Origin of the sequence: Verrucomicrobium sp. 3C (assembly GCF_000379365.1) — a bacterium.
Taxonomy (GTDB): Bacteria; Verrucomicrobiota; Verrucomicrobiia; order Methylacidiphilales; family Methylacidiphilaceae; genus Methylacidimicrobium.
On record NZ_KB901875.1, the window covers coordinates 913,019 to 930,668 of the forward strand.

Here is a 17,650-nt window from a genome sequence, read left to right on the forward strand (position 1 = left end):
ACTTTCCTATTCGACCCGGTAAAATACGACCGAACGGGCCCGCTCGCTGTGAAGCGGGACCTCCGAAAGGAGAATCATCTTGTCCCCGGAGGAGATCACGCCTCGCTTCCGAAGCTCTCCCTCCGCGATCGCGATTCCTTCCTCCTGGCTCGCAGGATAGCGGGACACGATCGGCTCGGTTCCGTAGCCAAGCATGAGCCTCCGACAGAGATCCTCCTCCCCAACAAAGGCGTAGATGGGAGAGCACCGAGGCCGAAGACCGGAGACCGCAGTCGTGAGCTTGCCCTGACGGGTGAAGACGCAAATCGCCGCTGCCCGGACCTGATCGGCCAAGTGAACGGCTGCGCTGGCGATCTTTTGCTGATCCTCGGTCAAGTCGGCCAATGCCGCATAGCCCGCTCCTCCGCTGCGCTCTGTCCGCTGAATGACCCGGTCGAGGACGGAGACGCACTCGAGCGGGTAACGGCCCGCTGCCGTCTCCCCTGAAAGCATCAAGGCATCGGCCTGTTCGTAAACGGCATTGGCGATGTCCGTGATCTCGGCACGCGTGGGGACCGGGTTCTGGGTCATGCTCTCCAACAGATGTGTCGCCACGATGACCGGCTTCATCTTCTGGAGGCAAATCTTTACGATCCGCCTCTGAATGATCGGAAGCTCCTCGAAAGGACACTCGATCCCCAGATCTCCGCGGGCGATCATGATCGCATCGGCCGACTCCAGGATTTGAGGCAGGTTCCGCACAGCCGCTTGGTCTTCGATCTTCGCGACGATGACCGCCTTCGATCCTCTGGAGATCAGGATCTGACGCAACAGATCGACATCATTCGCCTCCCGGACAAAGGAAAGAGCAAAATAGTCCATCTGGCACTCCACCCCGAGGTCGATATCCTGCAGGTCCTTATGGGTCAACGGGGGAAGATTGACCCGGACTCCAGGCAGGTTGATGTGGCGCCGGCTCCCCATCACTCCAGGTGTCACCACCTCGCAGCGGACGCGGAATCCCTCTTTGTCGAGCACCTTCATCTGAATGACTCCGTTATCCACCAGAACCACGTCCCCAACCCGCAAATCTTGAGCCAAATCGTCGTAGTTTACGGCGACGGATCGCTCATCGACACTCGGATCTCCACGCACCGTGAAGGTAAACTTGTCTCCGGGATGAAGCTCAAGCCGGGCGGCCAGATCCCCCGTGCGAATGGCTGGCCCTTGGGTGTCGAGAAGGAGCCCCACGTTTCTGCCGAAAGAGCGGCTCCGCTCGCGCACGAACGCGCTGATCCTCCGAACCCAATCCGGAGAAGCATGGGACATGTTGAAACGGAAGATGTCCACTCCGCGGGCGATCAACTCTCCGATCCTTTCCTCGGACTCGCTCGCCGGGCCAAGCGTGGCGATGATCCTTGTCTTTCGCTTTCGCGACAGCTCGATCGCAACCGCTTCTCGATGCTCCTCCTGCCTTTCCCCCAGGGAAACATCCAAACTCTCCGCCTCGAAGGGCTGCGGCCCCGGGGCTTCTCCTCGCGAACTCATCTGTCTCTTCTCCCGGCAGCAATCCCCAGTTCTCGCAGCTGCTTCGGCTCGACCTCCGACGGCGAGCCCGTCATCGGATCCACGCCATGCCGATTCTTCGGGAAAGCGATGACGTCCCGAATCGATTCGGCTCCGGCCATGAGCATGACGAGCCGGTCCAGGCCGAGCGCGACGCCTCCATGGGGCGGAGCGCCGTAACGGAAGGCTTTGAGCAGATGGCCAAAGCGCTGCTCCTGCGTCTCTGGATCGATGCCCAGCACCGAAAAGATCTTCTGTTGCAAATCCGCCTCATGGATCCGAATGCTGCCCCCGCCCAACTCCGTCCCGTTGAGAACGATATCATAGGCTAGAGCCCTGATCTCGCCGTAGTGCCCCTTTTCCAGGAGCGGCAGGTCTTCGGAGTGCGGCCGGGTGAAGGGATGGTGCATGGAGGTCCATCGGCTCTCTTCCCGATCGTAAGCCAACAGCGGGAAATCCGTCACCCAGAGAAAATTCCATTCCGCGTTTCCTTCCCTCTTGCCGGAGAGATCGGCCAGTCTCAGACGGACGCGGCCGAGAATCTCGCAAGCGAGATCCCACCGGTCGGCAGCGAAGAGGATCAGATCGCCCTCGGCGGCCCCCAGCATCCGGGCAAGCGCATCCCGTTCTCCGGCCGTGAGGAATTTTCCGATCGGCGACTTCCATCCGGAGCTCTCCACCCGGACGTAGGCCAAGCCCTTCCCTCCGAGGCTGCGGGCAAGATCCTCGAGTCCGGTCAACTCTGAGGCCGCGATGTGGGCGAGCCCCTTCCCGTTCACCGCCTTGACGACTCCGCCTTGATCCAGAACGGCCCGGAAGACTTTGAGATCCGACTCGCGAAAGATCTCGCCGACATCATAAAGTTCGATCCCGAACCGGAGATCGGGCTTGTCGCTGCCGTAACGATCCATGGCCTCCCGGTAGCTCATGCGGGGGAAGGGCAGCGCCAGATCGACGTCGAACACGTCGCGAAAGATCTTCCGCAGCATCCCTTCCACCCAGAAGTGAATGTCCTCGGACTCGACAAAGGATGCCTCCAGATCGATCTGGGTAAATTCCGGCTGCCGGTCCGCCCGCAAGTCCTCGTCCCGGAAGCAGCGGGCGATCTGATAGTAGCGCTCGATTCCCGCGACCATCAGAAGCTGTTTATATTGTTGCGGGGCTTGGGGGAGGGCGTAGAAGGAGCCAGGGGTCAGCCTGCTCGGAACCAGAAAATCGCGCGCTCCTTCAGGCGTGCTCTTCGAGAGGACCGGGGTTTCTACCTCCAGGAATCCCTGCGCATCCAGGTATGCTCTCACCGCCCCGCTGACCCGATGACGTATCTTGAGGTTTTCTAGCATCTTCCGCCGTCGCAGATCCAGGAAGCGGAAGCTGAGCCGAAGATCTTCATTTTCGACGACCCCATCGAGCGGAAACGGGAGGGGCGAGCACGGACCGATGAGCCGGACCGATTGGACGATCACCTCGATCTCCCCGGTCGCCAAGCTGCTATTCTCGGTGCCCTCCGGTCTCCGAGTCACCTGCCCTTCGACTTGCACGAAATCCTCAGCATGCAGTGCCTTCCCGATCTCCGCGGCCTCCGGATGCTCCTCTGGATGAAATACGATCTGGGAAACCCCCTCCCGGTCCCGAAGATCGACAAAGACAAGCCCGCCGTGGTCGCGCCGCCGATCGACCCAGCCGCACAGCCGTACATTCTTGCCGGCGTCGGCAGCCCGCAATTGTGCACAATGGTGGCTCCGCCACTGGTTCGCGATTCTCATCCCGATCCTTTACACTCGGAGAGCTCCGACAGGGGCGTCCCGCCGCCCGAATCGGCCTCTCCGCCTACCGTCTGCAGAAGCGATCCGATCGCGTCGAGGGCGACGACTTGGCTTTTCCGGGAAGCCACCTCCCGCACTTCCGCCTTCCCTTCCATGATACGAAAGTCCGCCACCATGACATGGCGGGCGCCTACGGCCTCCGCCCGCTCCCATTGCTTCTTGGGCTTGGCGGCATGGAGCGGGTAATCGACCGAAAAGCCCTGATCCCGCAGCGAATGGACCAGCCGAACGGCGGCGGGACGAACCTCTTCCTCGGAAATCACGACGAAGAGCTCCGGCGGCGGGATTGTCGCGCGAAGCTTTTGCTTCGCCCGAAGCAGCTCTCCGAGAACCACGTCCCCCATCCCAAATCCGACCGCTGGCATCCGCTCACCGCCGAGCCGCTCCAGAAGATCATCATACCGCCCCCCCCCCGCGATGGCCCGGAAGACGCCTTGCCGGTCAAACACCTCGAACACGGTGCCGGTGTAATAGGCGAGCCCCCGCACTACGCGGTAATCGTGCTCAGCGAAGCCCGAGAGCCCTCGCGTGCTCAGCCCCGCCAAGATTCGCTCGACCGGCTCCCAGGGCTCCCTCTCGTCGATCAGGCGAAAGACCGGAGCGGCCAGAGGACCCAATGCCTCCTCGGTCTTTTCCCGCGGCTGCCTCTCGATCTTGTCGATCGCCTGAAAGAACCCGTACCGCTCCTCTTCCTTCAGCTTGTGCCGCTCGAAAAACCGGACCCAGAACCCACGGTCGCTCACCCGCACCACGAACTCCTCCGAACCCAGGCCAAAGCCGCGCAAGAGGTCGATCAGCAGAGAGAGGATTTCGATGTCCGCTTCGAGCGATTCTTCTCCCAGGATATCACAGTTCCACTGGAAGTGCTCACGCAGCCGGCCCCGCTGAGCCCGCTCATACCGGTAGAGCTGTGGGATCGAAAACCATTTGAGCGGCTTTCGATAATCTCGATGGCGTGCTTGGACCATGCGCACGAGGGTCGGCGTCATCTCCGGCCGCATGGCCACCAGCCTTTCCCCTCGATCGGCAAACTGGTAGACCTGATCCAAGATCTCGGAGCCGGATTTCTTCCGATAGAGCTCCACGGGCTCGAGCACCGGGCCATCGTACTCAACGAAACCGTAGCGCCGGGCGGTGCTCCGCCAGCGGGATTGGATGGCTTCCCGGAAGACGAGATCCTCCGGGTAAAAATCGCGAAAGCCGGGAAGAGGCTGCATGATACGGCTCCCGCTCTTGACTCAAAGCGGGCTGGCAAGCCCAGGCACTATTCCGAATCGGAGGCTTCAACGCGAGCTTTTTTCCCAGCATCCTCCTGTAGAAGCTCCTGAGTGACCTTTTGCAGGATTCGCTTGACCTGCTTCCCTGGTTTGAAGCGGACGACCGCGCGAGGGGGAATCGTGATATCCCGTCCGGGACTCCGTGGATTCCGGCCAACTCGGGCGCGACGCAATGCGACTTCGAACACACCGAAGTTCCGCAATTCGATGTTCTGCCGATTCCCGAAGCTTTCCATGAGAATCCGCAACAAGGAGCCCAGGACTTTGGCCGCCTGCTGCTGCGGAAGTTTCGTCTCCTCCGCGACCTGTACCACTAAATCCCTCCGTGTCAGGTTTCCCATAGATTAATCCGTTGTGGCGTCCTTCACCGGAAGCCGTTTCTACCGAAAGAATAGTCTGAAACTGAGCTGGCACAACCGAAAAAAGCGGGGGAAAGGCCGTTTGCCGCCCATGCAGCCTAGCCTTGCATGGGCGACCAGCGAGCGAAATTTCCCTCCTCGGCTTGCAAATCCAGGCGCGTCTGCTTTCCTTGGGCTCGGCATGCGCTTCTTCCCGCTTTTCATGCAGCAGTCCCCCTGCCGAAGCTCTGCCTTCCTCCATTGGGGACTACGTCTGCGGCTGCGGTTCCGCTGAGAGCTTACATTTATGGGAGAACGGTTTTTCCTCACGACGGCGATCGATTACGTCAATGGCTCGCCCCACCTAGGACATGCTTATGAGAAGACCCTTGCTGATGCGCTCGCTCGCTATCAGCGGCTCTGCGGCCGATCGGTCTTTTTCCTGTCCGGGGTCGACGAGCATGGGCAAAAAGTGCAACAATCCGCTCGGGCTCTGGGGCTGGCTCCGCAGGATTTCTGCGACCGGCAGAGCGCCCTCTTTCGCTCGCTTTGGGAACGGCTCGACATCTCCTTTGACCGGTTTGCCCGCACCACGGACCCCTCGCACAAGGAGACGGTCCGCTCCTTCCTGCGGGAACTTCAGAGCAGAAACCTTCTCCGCTTCGAGGAGCACGAGGGCTTCTACAGCCTGCGGCAAGAGCAGTTCGTCACCGAGAAGGAGCGGGTCGAGGGCCGATGGCCGGAGATCTTCGGCGAAGTCGTCCCGATGCGGGAGCCCAACTACTTCTTCCTTCTCTCGCGATTCAGGGAGCGGATCCGCCGCGAAATCGAATCTCGCCCGGACTGGATCCTTCCCGAATTTCGCCGCAACGAACTGCGCGCCGCCTTGCAGCGGCCGCTGCAGGAGCTCTGCATTTCCCGGCCCAAGAGCCGGCTTTCCTGGGGCATTCCTCTGCCTTTCGACGAGCAGTATGTAACCTATGTCTGGTTCGACGCCCTGCTCAATTATGTTTCTTTCGCCGAAAACCCGGACGGCGGCTCCTGGTGGCCCGCGGACCTGCAGATCATCGGGAAAGATATCCTCGTGCCCGCCCACGGCATCTACTGGCCCGCGATCCTTGACGCCCTGGGGCTCCCCCTCCCGCGAAGGCTGCTCGTGCACGGATGGTGGCTCAATCGGGGAGCCAAGATGAGCAAGTCGACCGGGAATGCGATCGATCCACTGCCCTACCTGGAGCGCTACGGATCGGAAGCACTCCGTTACTTCCTCCTGCGTGAGATGACCCTTGGCAACGACGCCGACTTCTCGGATGAGAAGTTCTTCCAGAGGTACCAGAGCGATCTGGCGAACGATCTTGGGAATTTCGCGCATCGCTCCCTCTCGATGATCGCCCGGTACCGAGGAGGACGGGTCCGCGGGTGGATCGACTCGCAGGCGGGCCAGTCCGAAAAGGAACTGGCTTCCGCCTTCGACGAAGGCGCCTATCGAAGCGCCTTTGACCAAGGCGACACGAGCACAGGACTCTCTGTTGCGTGGGCTTTCATCGGCCAAGCCAATCGCTATGTCGACCAGGCCGCTCCGTGGAGGGTTGCCCGTTCTCCCGATTCCGGCGAACGGCTAGACGTAATTCTTGCGACTCTGGCGGAGACGCTTCGCCGGATTGCCGTCTGCATCGAACCGGCACTTCCCCGGAGTAGCCGAAAGCTCCTCCTCCAGCTGGGCATTTCCGAACGCCCCCTCCTCTCCCGCTCTTCCTTTGCCCCATCGAGGGAAAGCTATCCGGTCGGGCTTCCCGAACCCCTATTCCCCCGGATCGAGGGATAAGCCTGCCTCGCCTCACGAGGCTCGCATCCGAGGAGCGGCGAATGGGCCGGGATCCAAGGCGGGGCGCCGGTTTTCCCCCGGAGCGGGATGACGACATCCTGCAGGGAGGGAAAACCAACTCCCAACGAAGCAGACAGGCCCATTTCGCAAGCCGCCGGAGAATGCTTGGGAGAAATGGCGGCCAGATCGGAAAACAGGGAGATTTCCTCCCCGCTCATGATCTTGCCATTGCCCCGGGGAGTTCTCTCTGTCATTCTCATGCCCCATGAGCGCGGAGAAACGGACGGGATGCGGTTCGGCGTTCCTGCTCGTTCTCTTGGCCCTTAGCCTGTTGCTCAATCTCTTCTTCTGGAATGCGTTGCAGATCCGGAAGGGGACCGGTCCGGAATTGAAGCCTCCGGAATTCCCGGAAGAATTTGTTGCCGGAGATCCGGACCGGGAGCAGAAGATCGTCCTGATTCGTCTGCAGGGATTGATTGCCAGGGAAGAATCGGGCCAATTCTCCGATAGCATGGTGGAGGATATTGCTCTTCAGCTCCGGCAGGCCCGAGAGGACCGCCGGGTCAAATCCATCCTTCTGGCGATCAATTCGCCGGGCGGAGAGGTCGATGCGAGTGATGTGCTCTATCACGAGATCCAACGAACGCGGCGGGTCAAGCCGATCGTCGTCTACATGGAGTCGGTGGCGGCCTCGGGAGGCTATTATGCGGCCATGGGCGCCAGTTACCTGATGGCAAACGACCTCTCCCTCACCGGGAGCATTGGCGTCATCTTGCAGAGCTTCACCGTCAAGGATCTGCTCGACAAGATCGGCGTCAAGGCGCTGACCCTCAAGTCGGGCAAAATGAAGGACATTCTGAATCCCACCCGGGAGATGACTCCGGAGGAGCAGGCCTATGTTCAAGGCCTGATCAACGAGAGCTACGATCGATTCGTCGGCATCGTCTCCCGGGAACGGCACCTGGATCTCAATCAGTTGAAGACCCACTGGGCCGACGGGAGAATTCTCTCCGGATCGATGGCGCTCCAAGCGAAGTTGATCGACCAGATCGGCTATTTCGAAGATGCCGTCGACAAGTGCAAGGAGCTTGGCAAGGTCAAGACGGCACGGGTGGTCCGGTACACGCCTCCTTTTCGGTTTTCGTCGCTCCTCCGCGGCCTCTTCGGGGCGGAAGCCCGGACAAAGAGCGCGGTCCTTGCCGCCAGCAGGCTTCCGCTGGTCTCCGGACGCCTCTACTACCTGGCACCGACCGTCTTTGGATCGGGCGGATTCCTGCCGTGACAGCCCGACAGCCGACGTTTTCATCCCGGGCGTCCATTCTCCTGGATCGATCGCCTCGGCCAGGCTCGGCTTGTGCCCGGAATGAATGAGATCACCCCCAAGCTCCTGCACCACTACGGAGCGATCGTCATCGGTTTCGTGTTGGCCAGCGTCGCGGCCGCCTCAAGCTTGGGCATCGTCTTCCGCCGGCTCCGATGCGCGGGGATGCTTCCCTACGGACAAGCTCCGACGATCCCTTTCTCCACGATCGAGCTCATCACCGTATTCCTATTCCTGATCTCCGGAGTCTTTTTCTCGGCGGGCACTCTCCTTGCCCTCGTCGCCATCCTGCTCTTGGTCCGCTTCCACCGGCTCGATTTCGCCACCTACTTCGGCACCCGACGCCTCTCTCTTTGGCAAATCATCGCAGCCGGCTTTTGGATCGCGATGGCGGCCGATCTCCCTCTCCGGCTCCTTGCCTGGCTCGGTGAACTGGTGGGGAAGGCGGTTGGCGTGCCAGCGCCTCCGCAAGCCGCAGTCGAGCTGTTCATCCGCACCCGTAGCTGGCACCTCCTTTCGCTGCTTCTCCTTTTCATTCTCGTGCTCGCGCCGTTCGGAGAGGAGGTACTCTTCCGCGGATTCCTCTACGTCTATTTGAAAAACCGCCTCTCGCGCAGTGCCGCCCTTGTTCTGACTGCACTGCTCTTTGCCTTTCTCCATTTCAATTGGCCGACATTCCTGCCTCTCTTCTGCTTTGGGCTGCTGCTCGGCGCCGCCTATGAATTTTCGGGCTCGCTCCTGCTCTCCGTTGCCATCCACTGCTGGTTCAATAGCTTTACAACTGGGCTGTTGCTCTTGGCGAAGTTCGGTTGAGGAAACGAGGAGAAACCCGAGAAGGTTCCGATGACACGGCATAAACCGGTTGCCCGTCCCCATTCCCTGGCTGCCCTTGGCGAAGACGGATTGCTGCGCCTCTTGACCCGCCGCTGGCGGCATGGTTCCACCGTGCGGACGGGAGTCGGCGACGATTGTGCCGTGCTCGAAGGACGAAGGAAGGACGACTTTCTGCTTTTCAAGACCGACTCGGTGGTCGAAGGGGTTCATTTCTCTCCGGAGACCCCGTTGCGGCTGGTGGGGCGCAAGGCTCTCGCTCGAGCGTTGAGCGACGTTGCCGCCATGGGTGGGCGTCCTCTCTACGCCTTGATCGCCCTCGCCCTCCCGCCGACGTCCGCGCCGGCTGCCGTGCAGGAGATCTACCGGGGAATCGAGCGGCTGGCCCGAAAGTTCTCCGTGGAGCTTGTCGGCGGCGAGCTTTGCCGAAGCCGTCAACTCGTTCTCACCGTCGCTCTGCTGGGGGAAACGGCGGGCCACGCTCCTCTCTTGCGCTCCGGCGCCCGTCCGGGAGACGGCCTCTATGTGACGGGCAGCCTCGGCGGAAGCCTGGAGAGCGGTCGGCACCTCCGATTTGTCCCGCGGCTGCCGGAAGGCCGGTGGCTTGCCCAAGGGCATTGGGCCACCTCTCTCATGGACATCAGCGATGGATTGGCTTCGGATCTGCCCCGGCTCGCTCGGTCTTCCCGCATCGAGTTTTCGCTCCAAGAGTCACACTTTCCCCGACACCGTGGCTGCTCTCAAAGCCAGGCGTTCCGCGACGGAGAAGATTATGAGCTTCTCTTCACGGTGGCGCCGGAACGCGAAGCCGCGCTCCGAAAGGAGTGGCCCTTCCCGACCCGCTTGACTCGAATCGGCGTCTGCCTTCGCCCCTCCGCCCTCTCTCGGAAGCAATCCTTTCCCCATGGATTCGATCATTTCCACCTCTCCTGAAGAGACCGAGCGATTTGGCCGTCGCCTAGGGGAAGAGTCCTCTCCTCATTCCGTCTTTGCTCTCTACGGCGAGTTAGGAGCAGGCAAATCGACGCTCACGCGCGGGATGGCCCTCGGGATCGGCGTCCTGGAACCCGTCACCAGCCCGACCTTTACGCTGGTTCACGAATACCGGAGCGGGCGGCTCCCCTTGGTTCACGTTGACCTTTACCGACTGGAAGGGCCTCAGGAAGCGGCGGCACTTCATCTCGAGGAGTTCTGGGCCGAGCCGGTGGTCGTCGTGATCGAGTGGCCGGAGAAGATGGAAGATCTCCTGCCGCGGCAAACGGAGCGATGGGAGCTCTTGCTTCTTTCCGAAAAAGAACGGATGATCCGCCGGAAGTTGGCTTAACGCGTCACTCGGCCGAAAACCAGTTCGGGCTCCCACGCTCCGATGATTCTAGCCTTGGAAATGTCTTCGTCTTTGGGCAGCCTGGCGATCGGCGAGGGGGACCGAATCGTCGAGGCACGGGAGTTTAGAGGCAGCCGACAGTTGGCTGCGCTTGTTTCGGCCTTGCGGGAACTGCCTCTGGCATCGCTCACCATCGAGACCGTAATCGTGGGCCTAGGGCCGGGCTCCTTCTCCTCCATCCGCGTCTCGATTGCCGCTGTCCAGGCGATCGCCTTTGCCAAGGGGGCACATCTCCGTTCTCTCTGCAGTGCCTGGTCTCTCGCGCTTCGACATCCCGATGTGGCGCAACTCGGCGTATTTGCCGACGCCAGGCGGGGAGAGCTCTACGGAACCCTCTTTTCCTTCGGCCGGCTCGTGCAGCCCACCGTTGCCTTTCCGAGAGAGCAGCTGCCGAAGATGCTGCAAAACGTCGATCTGGCCGTTTCGGCGGAGGAGCTTGGACCCGGTCTGCTCCGCGCTTACCCGCGGGCCGAGGATTTTCTGCGGCTCAAGGAAGATCACTCGGCTTTTTCGGAAGATCCGTTTCCCGAACCCATCTATTTGCGCGGCCCGCTTGCGCCGGAGGCCGGAGCTATAGCGCAGCTTTCATGAAAGATCGCCCGTTGCGCTGTTGGGCGGAAATCGACGGTTCCGCACTTCGCCATAATCTCAGCGTGGTTCGAAGCAGGATTCCGCAAGAGACCAAGCTCGTCGCCGTAGTCAAAGCCAACGCATACGGCCACGGCCTCGTGCCGGTGGCCAAGGAGCTCGTCGAGGGAGGGGCGGATGTCCTCGGCGTGAGCAACGTCGAGGAGGCTGCCGAGCTCCGCGCGGGGGGGGTGGCGGCGACTCCCATCCTCTTGCTGAGCGCCTGTCTTCCGGGGGAATTCCCGCAGGTGATCGAATGCCGCGCCTGGCCCACCATCTCGACCTATGAGGAGGCCAAGCGCCTCAACGCTGCGGCTCAGAAATCCGGGCGGCGCGCCACCGCTCATTTCAAGATCGATACGGGCATGGGGAGGCTCGGCCTTTGGGGTGCCGAAGCCATAAAGGAGCTCAAACGGTCAGAGAAGCTCCCAGCGGTCGGCATCGAGGCGGTGTGCACGCACTTCAGTTCGGCGGACGAGGACCCGGAAAGAACAGAGGAGCAGTGGAGGGAGCTTATGCGCTGGCGCCCGCACTTCGCCGACAAGCCGCTCCACGTCGCGAACAGTGCCACCCTATGGCGCAAGACCGTTTACGCCTGCTCCTTTGTCCGGGTCGGCCTCGCCCTCTACGGCCTGCCACCCATGCCTTTCCTGCGACGGCTGCTACGGCCCGTCATGTCGTGGAAGACGCGCATCACCCTGCTGCGCCATCTTTCCGCTGGACGCACCGTCAGCTACGGAGCCACCTATCTCCTTCGGAAGGCACAGCGGCTGGCGACGCTCGCCGTCGGATACGGGGATGGCTATTTCCGCGCGCTCTCCAATCGCGCGCAAGTTTTGGTGCACGGGAATCGCTGTCGCGTTCGCGGTCGGGTGACGATGGACCAGACGGTCGTGGATGTCAGCAGTGCCGCCGGATGCAAGGTCGGGGACGAAGTCGTTCTTCTTGGTGCACAAGGCGACCTGGTTATCCATGCCGAGGAGTTAGCCAGGATCGCCGGAACGATCGGGTATGAAATCGTGACGGCGGTCGGCATGCGCGTCCCCCGGATCTACCGGGAGTTCCTCTCCTTGCCGCAAGGCAGTAGGATATCGGCAAAGCCCAATCTTCGTCGGACCGGATCGCGGCAGCCCCGCCTTTCGACCTCCGAGGGCTTGCCCGATCGCTCAAGAAACGCCCGATCGCCGCACGCTTAGACTTGCATTTAAGGCCGCGAAAGCGGCCTCACGCACACCTTCCATGAAGGAGGGATGAGCTTGGACTGCCCGCGCCAACGACGCCAAGGTCGCCCCTGTCTCCAGCGCAAGCGCCGCGGTGCCGATCAGATCGGAGGCACGGCTGCCGACGATCTCCATTCCCGCGATCTTGCCGGAACTCTCGTCCATCAAGATCGTGACGAAGCCTTCCGGGGCTTCGGCCGCCAGGGCTCTGCCGTTTGCCTGAAAATAGGCGGTGCCTCGCCGATAGGGACGCTTGGCGACGTGGAAATCCTCCTCCGAGAAGCCGACGGAGGCGACCTCCGGTTCGGTATAGATCACGTTCGGGATGGCGAGGTAGCGCACTTCAGCCGGTTTCCCCGCCAGGAGCTCCGCCACGGCCCGCCCTTCGGCCTGGGCCCGATGAGCCAGCATTGGACCTTCGATTAGGTCGCCGATGGCATAGACCGATGGCAGTGACGTTTGCCAAAAGCGATTGACCGCCACCCGTCCGGCCGCCGTCAGACTTACCCCTGCTTCGGCGAGTCCAAGGCCTCCGTGACAGGGTTTCCGCCCTACCGCCACCAATGCTCGTTCCGCAACAAGAGTCCGCTCTTTTCCTCCTTGCTCGATTTGAAGGGCGACCTCCGTCTGCTTGACTTCACCGCCCGCAACCCTTGTCCCGAGAAGAAACTGGATCTCCTGCTTCTCGAGCTCGCGCTGAAGAGACTTGGAAACGATCGGGCTAAACCCAGCCGCGATCCGCGGAAGCACCTCCACGACGACTACCTGGCTTCCTAATCGGCTCCAAACGGATCCGAGCTCGAGCCCGATGGCTCCTGCCCCAATCACCAAGAGGCTTTTGGGGGCTTCCGAAAAGGAGAGCGCTTCGGTGCTGCCCACAATGCGGTCGTGGTCAAATGGGAGAACGGGAAGTTCGACAGGCTCGCTTCCGGTCGCGAGCACGATGGAACGCGTCTCCAGGGTCTCCTCTCGCTCGGCCATGTGGACCGCGACCGCATGCGGCCCGACAATCCGCCCCATCCCCTCCAACACCTCGACACGGTTTTGCCGCATGAGGAAGGCGATGCCTTGGGCCAGCTTCTCCACGATCGCCTCTTTGCGCGCGTGCAGCCGCGACATCTCGATCCCAAAGCCTTTCGCCGCGATTCCGCTCCTGGGAAGGCGATCGCGGGCAAAGACGTAGGCTTCGGTCGAGGAGAGAAGTGCCTTGCTGGGAATGCAGCCGACCCGCAGACAGGTCCCTCCCAATTTCGAACAGCGCTCCACCAAGGCTGTCCGCAGCCCGAGCTCGGATGCACGGAGGGCAGCCATGTAGCCGCCCGGTCCGGCACCGATCACTACTAGGTCAAAGCCGGAACTCGTCGCCAACGCATCCTCCCGACCGCTCAGAGATCAAGCAAAAGGATCCCCGGATTTTCCAGAAATGCCTTGACCTGTACCAGGAAGCTCACCGCTTCCCGCCCGTCGATCACCCGATGGTCGTAGGTCAAGGCCAAGTACATCATGGGACGGATCTCGATGCGGCCACGCATTGCGACCGGACGATCCTGAATCGCATGCATGCCCAGGATCGCACTTTGAGGCGGATTGAGAATAGGAGTCGAAAGCAGGGAACCGAAAACTCCTCCATTGGTAATCGTGAAGCACCCGCCTTCCAGCTCTGGGAGCATCAACTTCCCCGATCTGGCCCGCTCCGCGAAATCCCGAATCGCTCGCTCGACTTCGGCGAATCCCTTTTTCTCGGCGTCGCGGAGCACCGGAACGATCAAGCCGCGGTCGGTCGAGACGGCGACCCCGATGTCGTAGCGATCGGGATAGACGAGATCGCTGCCGTCGATCTGGGCTCCCGCCTGGGGCACTTTTCGAAGCGCTTCGACCACCGCCCGAACGAAAAAGCCCATGAAGCCCAGGCGTACCCCGTGACGCTTTTCAAAGCGCTCTCCATATCGCTCCCGAAGTTCCTTCACCGCCGTGAGATCGGCCTCGTTGAAGGTCGTCAAATGCGCTGTGTTCTGGTGCGCGGACAGGAGCCGCTCGGCAATCTTGAGCCGAATGGCGCTCATCGGCTTTCTCCGCTCCGGCCTCGCGGTAGCGGCTTCCTGCCGGACAGCCGTCTCCCCCTCGGCGGCGCCAAGCCGCTCCCACTCTTCCTCCCGCAGCACCCGCCCGCGATTGGCGCTATTGGCAGAGCGGATAGGCCGCGAAGTCTCGGACGGGATAGGACGGGGCTCCTTCTCTTCCCTCTCGGCTTCCGTCGGGCCCGGCCCTTCCGCGGGAGCGGGACGAGGCTCGAGGGCCGGGGGGTGCGGCGGATGGGAGGGTGCCCCAGGCTGGCTGACCGCCCTCGCTGCCTCCGGACCCTCCTCGATCCGAGCCACTACCTGCCCTACCTCAACCTGGGTCCCCGGTTCCACAAGGGGGATAAAGGAACCCGGCGCCTCGGCATAAATCTCCGAGGTGATCTTTTCGGTTTCGATCTCTCCGAGCGCATCCCCCGGCTCGACAGGATCTCCCTTGGCCTTGAGCCACTTTCCCAGGACGCCGCCCTGGATCGACTCGCCCAGGAAGGGCATCTTCACTTCGATCGCCATTTTGCCCCCTAGGCTCCTCGGAACGCCTCCTCGCAAATCCACTCCTGTTCCAACCGGTGGACCCCGAGGCTTCCTGCAGCCGTGCTTGCCGCCTCTTCCCGACCCACGTAGCGGATCTCCCGGCCAAGGAGCGCTCGCAATCGTCTTTCGATGTAAGCCCATCCCCCCATGTTCTCGGGCTCCTCCTGGCACCAGATCACCTCTTCGGCGCGGTGGGCGGAGAGCAAGCGCAAAAGCTTTGCCTGGTGGAGAGGGTAGAATTGCTCGATCCGAAGAATCGCGGTCTCGCTCTCTCCGAGTCTTTCCCGATGGGCAACAAGATCGTAATAGATCTTGCCGGAGCAGAGGAGCACCCGGCGCGCCCCTTCCGGCCGAAGCGGATCGGGAAGAATCTCCTCAAAGCTGCCTTGGGAGAAGTCGGCGATCGATGAGGAGCAGCGCGGGTCACGCAAAAGGCTTTTCGGAGTGAAGAGCACGAGCGGCTTCGCAAAGCCACGAAGAGCTTGACGACGAAGAATATGAAAGTAGTTCGCCGGCGTCGAGCATTGCGCCACGATCAGGTTGTCTTCCGCGCAAAGCAGCAGGAATCGCTCGATGCGCGCAGAGGAATGCTCCGGACCCTGGCCCTCGTATCCGTGGGGGAGCAGGAGAACCAGATGGGACACTGTACCCCACTTTGATTCCGAGCTCGCCAGGTATTGGTCGATCACCCCCTGGACCCCGTTGGCAAAATCGCCGTACTGGGCCTCCCAGAGAATCAGGGCCTCGGGATAGTCGAGCGAGTAGCCGAAGTCAAAGCCAAGCACGGCGTTCTCGGAGAGCGGGCTATTGTAGATGCAAAAGATCGCCTGGTCCGGGCTGAGGTGCTCGAGCGGCACATACCTCTCCCGGGAATGGATATCGTAAAGAACGGCATGTCTCTGGCTGAAGGTGCCCCGGCGGCTGTCCTGGCCGGAGAGGCGGACCGGAATCCCTTCCTTGAGCAGAGAGCCGAGAGCGAGCGCTTCCGCCAGAGGCCAGAGAATGGGCGCGCGGCCTTCGATCGCCGCCCGGCGATCCTGGAGCATCCGGGCGATCTTGGGATTAAGGGTAAAGCCGGCGGGCTCTTGGGTGATCGCCCGACCGATCGCTAGCAGCTCTTCCTCTGGAACAGCCGTCTGGACCCGCTCCAGAAGGCGCGGACAAGAAAGCCTCTCCCGCAGCTTCGACTTGGCTTGGGTCGCCGATTTCCTGGACTGTGCCATGTCAGCCGCAAGCTGCGCCACGAACGCCTTCCGATAGGACTGGGCCTCCTCCCGAGTCACCTCTCCGGGGGGGACGAAACGGTCGAGAAAGACCTCGCTGATTTTGGGATGCGCGGCGATTTCCTGATAGAGAGTAGGCTGTGTGAAGCTCGGCTCATCTCCCTCATTGTGCCCGTGGCGCCGGTAGCCAAAGAGATCGACGACCACATCCCTCTGAAAGAGCTGGCGGTATTCGAGGGCGAGCCGGATCGCGAAGACCGCGGAGAGGGGATCGTCCCCATTGACGTGAAAAATGGGGATCCCGAGCATGAGGGCAACTCCGGTGCAGTGATGGGTCGAGCGGGCGTCTTGGGGCAACGTGGTGAAGCCGATCTGATTGTTGATCACGATGTGAACCGTTCCCCCCGTGCGATAGCCTTGGATCTGGGAGAGGTTGAGCGTCTCCTGCACGATTCCCTGCCCCATGAAGGAAGCATCGCCATGGATCAAGAGAGGAAGGACCTTGCGGCGCTCCGCCGTGTCTCCCAATCTCCGCTCCCAGGCCCGCGCCTTGCCCTCCACCACGGGATTGACCATTTCCAGGTGGCTCGGGTTGGGTGCGAGCCCGATGGTGACGACCACTCCCGAAGAGGTCTTGCGCACCGCTTCGAAGCCCAAGTGGTAGCGGACGTCGCCGTCGCCCAAGACCCCTTCCGGAAAGTAGTTCTCCGAGAATTCGTCGAAAATCGTCTTGAAGTCCTGCTGGAGCACGTTGGCGAGAACATTGAGCCTCCCACGGTGCGCCATCCCCATCACGATACGGTCCACTCCGTGAAGCGGACAGCCTTCGACCACCGCTTCGAGCATCGGGATCAGCGTCTCGTTGCCTTCCAACGAAAAGCGCTTCTGGCCGACGTATCGGGTGTGGAGGAAAGACTCGAATTCCTCGGCCCGCAGGATCGCCTGCAGGATGCGCCGCCGCTCTTCTCCTGAGAAGGTCTTCGCAATGTCCGTTCCCTCCAGCCGCTCGGTAATCCACCGCCTTTGGGCGAATGCCTGCATGTGCATGAACTCGACCGCAAGAGTTCCACAGTAGGTCGTGCGAAGGATTTCCAGAATTCTCCGCAACGACCGCACTCCTCCTCCTGCCAGCGAAGCCGAATCGAACTCGGCCTCCAAATCCTCTTCGCCCAATCCGAACCGTTCGAGTTCCAATTCGTCGAAGGCAACCCGATTGAACCCGAGCGGATCGAGATTCGCCACGAAGTGGCCCAGGGTGCGGTAGGCGAAGATCAGCTCGTAGGCTCCGCGCTGCTTGAGCAGAAAGCGGCCTGACGGCACTTGGGCGCGACGGCCAGCCTCTCGACCGGTCGGCTGCGGCGAGGCGCAGCGGGTCGAACCCTCGAAAAGGGCCCGCCAGCTAGAATCCACCGAAACGGGGTCCTGAGCCCATCGCGCATAATATTCCTCGACCAAGGAACTGCTGTAGGCCAGCGCCGCGCCGTCCCTTTTCCAAAGGCGATCCGCACGCAGCGGCAAAGTAGTCATAACGACAAGGGCCGGCAGGCGTAGAGGGAGATGGATTGCATCCTCGATCGGCCTGCCTCTTTCCAGGGCCCCGTCTCAAGCATCTTAACGCCGGGGA

14 protein-coding genes are annotated in these 17,650 nt (G+C 61.8%); 7 read left to right on the forward strand and 7 right to left on the reverse strand.

Features of this window, described 5'->3' with window-relative positions:
* Positions 1-6 precede the first annotated feature (6 nt).
* From pyk to A37A_RS0105160, 4 genes are read right to left on the reverse strand one after another with little or no spacing between them, the layout of a single operon-like run.
* The gene (pyk, locus tag A37A_RS0105145; protein ID WP_018290457.1) at positions 7-1,527 is read right to left on the reverse strand and encodes a pyruvate kinase; all 1,521 of its coding nucleotides are present in this window, start codon (positions 1,525-1,527) and stop codon (positions 7-9) included.
* Positions 1,524-3,308 carry an aspartate--tRNA ligase gene (gene aspS, locus A37A_RS0105150; protein WP_018290458.1) on the reverse strand — a complete coding sequence of 595 codons (1,785 nt, stop codon included), beginning with the start codon at positions 3,306-3,308 and terminating at the stop codon, positions 1,524-1,526. The genes pyk and aspS overlap by 4 nt, the downstream gene beginning before the upstream one ends.
* Positions 3,305-4,585: a histidine--tRNA ligase gene (gene hisS / locus A37A_RS0105155; RefSeq protein ID WP_018290459.1), complete on the reverse strand. Its 1,281-nt coding sequence runs from the start codon at positions 4,583-4,585 to the stop codon at positions 3,305-3,307. Before hisS ends, aspS begins: the two co-directional genes overlap by 4 nt.
* Before the next feature lie 47 nt (positions 4,586-4,632).
* Positions 4,633-4,986, reverse strand: coding sequence for an HU family DNA-binding protein (locus tag A37A_RS0105160; RefSeq protein WP_018290460.1), 354 nt, complete (start codon positions 4,984-4,986; stop codon positions 4,633-4,635).
* Between the two features lie 304 nt (positions 4,987-5,290).
* Between A37A_RS0105160 and A37A_RS0105170 the strand changes: the two genes are divergently transcribed.
* The 7 genes from A37A_RS0105170 (at position 5,291) to alr (ending at position 12,167) form a co-directional block, all read left to right on the forward strand.
* Positions 5,291-6,808, forward strand: a complete 1,518-nt coding sequence (locus A37A_RS0105170; protein WP_018290462.1) for a class I tRNA ligase family protein — start codon at positions 5,291-5,293, stop codon at positions 6,806-6,808.
* 265 nt (positions 6,809-7,073) lie between these two features.
* The gene (gene sppA, locus A37A_RS0105180) at positions 7,074-8,090 is read left to right on the forward strand and encodes a signal peptide peptidase SppA (protein ID WP_018290464.1); all 1,017 of its coding nucleotides are present in this window, start codon (positions 7,074-7,076) and stop codon (positions 8,088-8,090) included.
* An 81-nt stretch (positions 8,091-8,171) separates the two neighbouring features.
* A complete protein-coding gene (locus A37A_RS0105185; RefSeq protein ID WP_018290465.1) occupies positions 8,172-8,942 on the forward strand; it encodes a CPBP family intramembrane glutamic endopeptidase in 771 nt (256 codons plus the stop codon).
* A gap of 30 nt (positions 8,943-8,972) precedes the next feature.
* Positions 8,973-9,893 carry a thiamine-phosphate kinase gene (gene thiL, locus A37A_RS0105190; RefSeq protein ID WP_020494046.1) on the forward strand — a complete coding sequence of 307 codons (921 nt, stop codon included), beginning with the start codon at positions 8,973-8,975 and terminating at the stop codon, positions 9,891-9,893.
* Positions 9,865-10,284 carry a tRNA (adenosine(37)-N6)-threonylcarbamoyltransferase complex ATPase subunit type 1 TsaE gene (gene tsaE, locus A37A_RS0105195; RefSeq protein ID WP_018290467.1) on the forward strand — a complete coding sequence of 140 codons (420 nt, stop codon included), beginning with the start codon at positions 9,865-9,867 and terminating at the stop codon, positions 10,282-10,284. Before thiL ends, tsaE begins: the two co-directional genes overlap by 29 nt.
* A gap of 42 nt (positions 10,285-10,326) precedes the next feature.
* Positions 10,327-10,935 (forward strand): tRNA (adenosine(37)-N6)-threonylcarbamoyltransferase complex dimerization subunit type 1 TsaB, encoded by a 609-nt coding sequence (tsaB, locus tag A37A_RS15910; RefSeq protein WP_018290468.1) that lies wholly within the window; start codon positions 10,327-10,329, stop codon positions 10,933-10,935.
* On the forward strand, positions 10,932-12,167 hold the full coding sequence (gene alr, locus A37A_RS15915; protein ID WP_018290469.1) for an alanine racemase: 1,236 nt from the start codon (positions 10,932-10,934) through the stop codon (positions 12,165-12,167). The genes tsaB and alr overlap by 4 nt, the downstream gene beginning before the upstream one ends.
* Here alr and lpdA read toward each other — a convergent pair.
* Genes lpdA through A37A_RS0105220 form a run of 3 tightly spaced genes read right to left on the reverse strand, consistent with a single transcriptional unit; the run spans position 12,138 to position 17,553 of the window.
* On the reverse strand, positions 12,138-13,559 hold the full coding sequence (gene lpdA / locus A37A_RS0105210; protein WP_018290470.1) for a dihydrolipoyl dehydrogenase: 1,422 nt from the start codon (positions 13,557-13,559) through the stop codon (positions 12,138-12,140). The two genes, alr and lpdA, sit on opposite strands and share 30 nt — an antisense overlap.
* 17 nt (positions 13,560-13,576) lie before the next feature.
* Entirely contained in the window at positions 13,577-14,782 is a 1,206-nt protein-coding gene (gene odhB / locus A37A_RS0105215; RefSeq protein WP_018290471.1) for a 2-oxoglutarate dehydrogenase complex dihydrolipoyllysine-residue succinyltransferase, read from the reverse strand.
* Positions 14,783-14,790: 8 nt separating this feature from the next.
* Complete coding sequence (locus tag A37A_RS0105220; protein WP_018290472.1) at positions 14,791-17,553, reverse strand: 2-oxoglutarate dehydrogenase E1 component; 2,763 nt, start codon at positions 17,551-17,553, stop codon at positions 14,791-14,793.
* Positions 17,554-17,650: the final 97 nt, after the last annotated feature.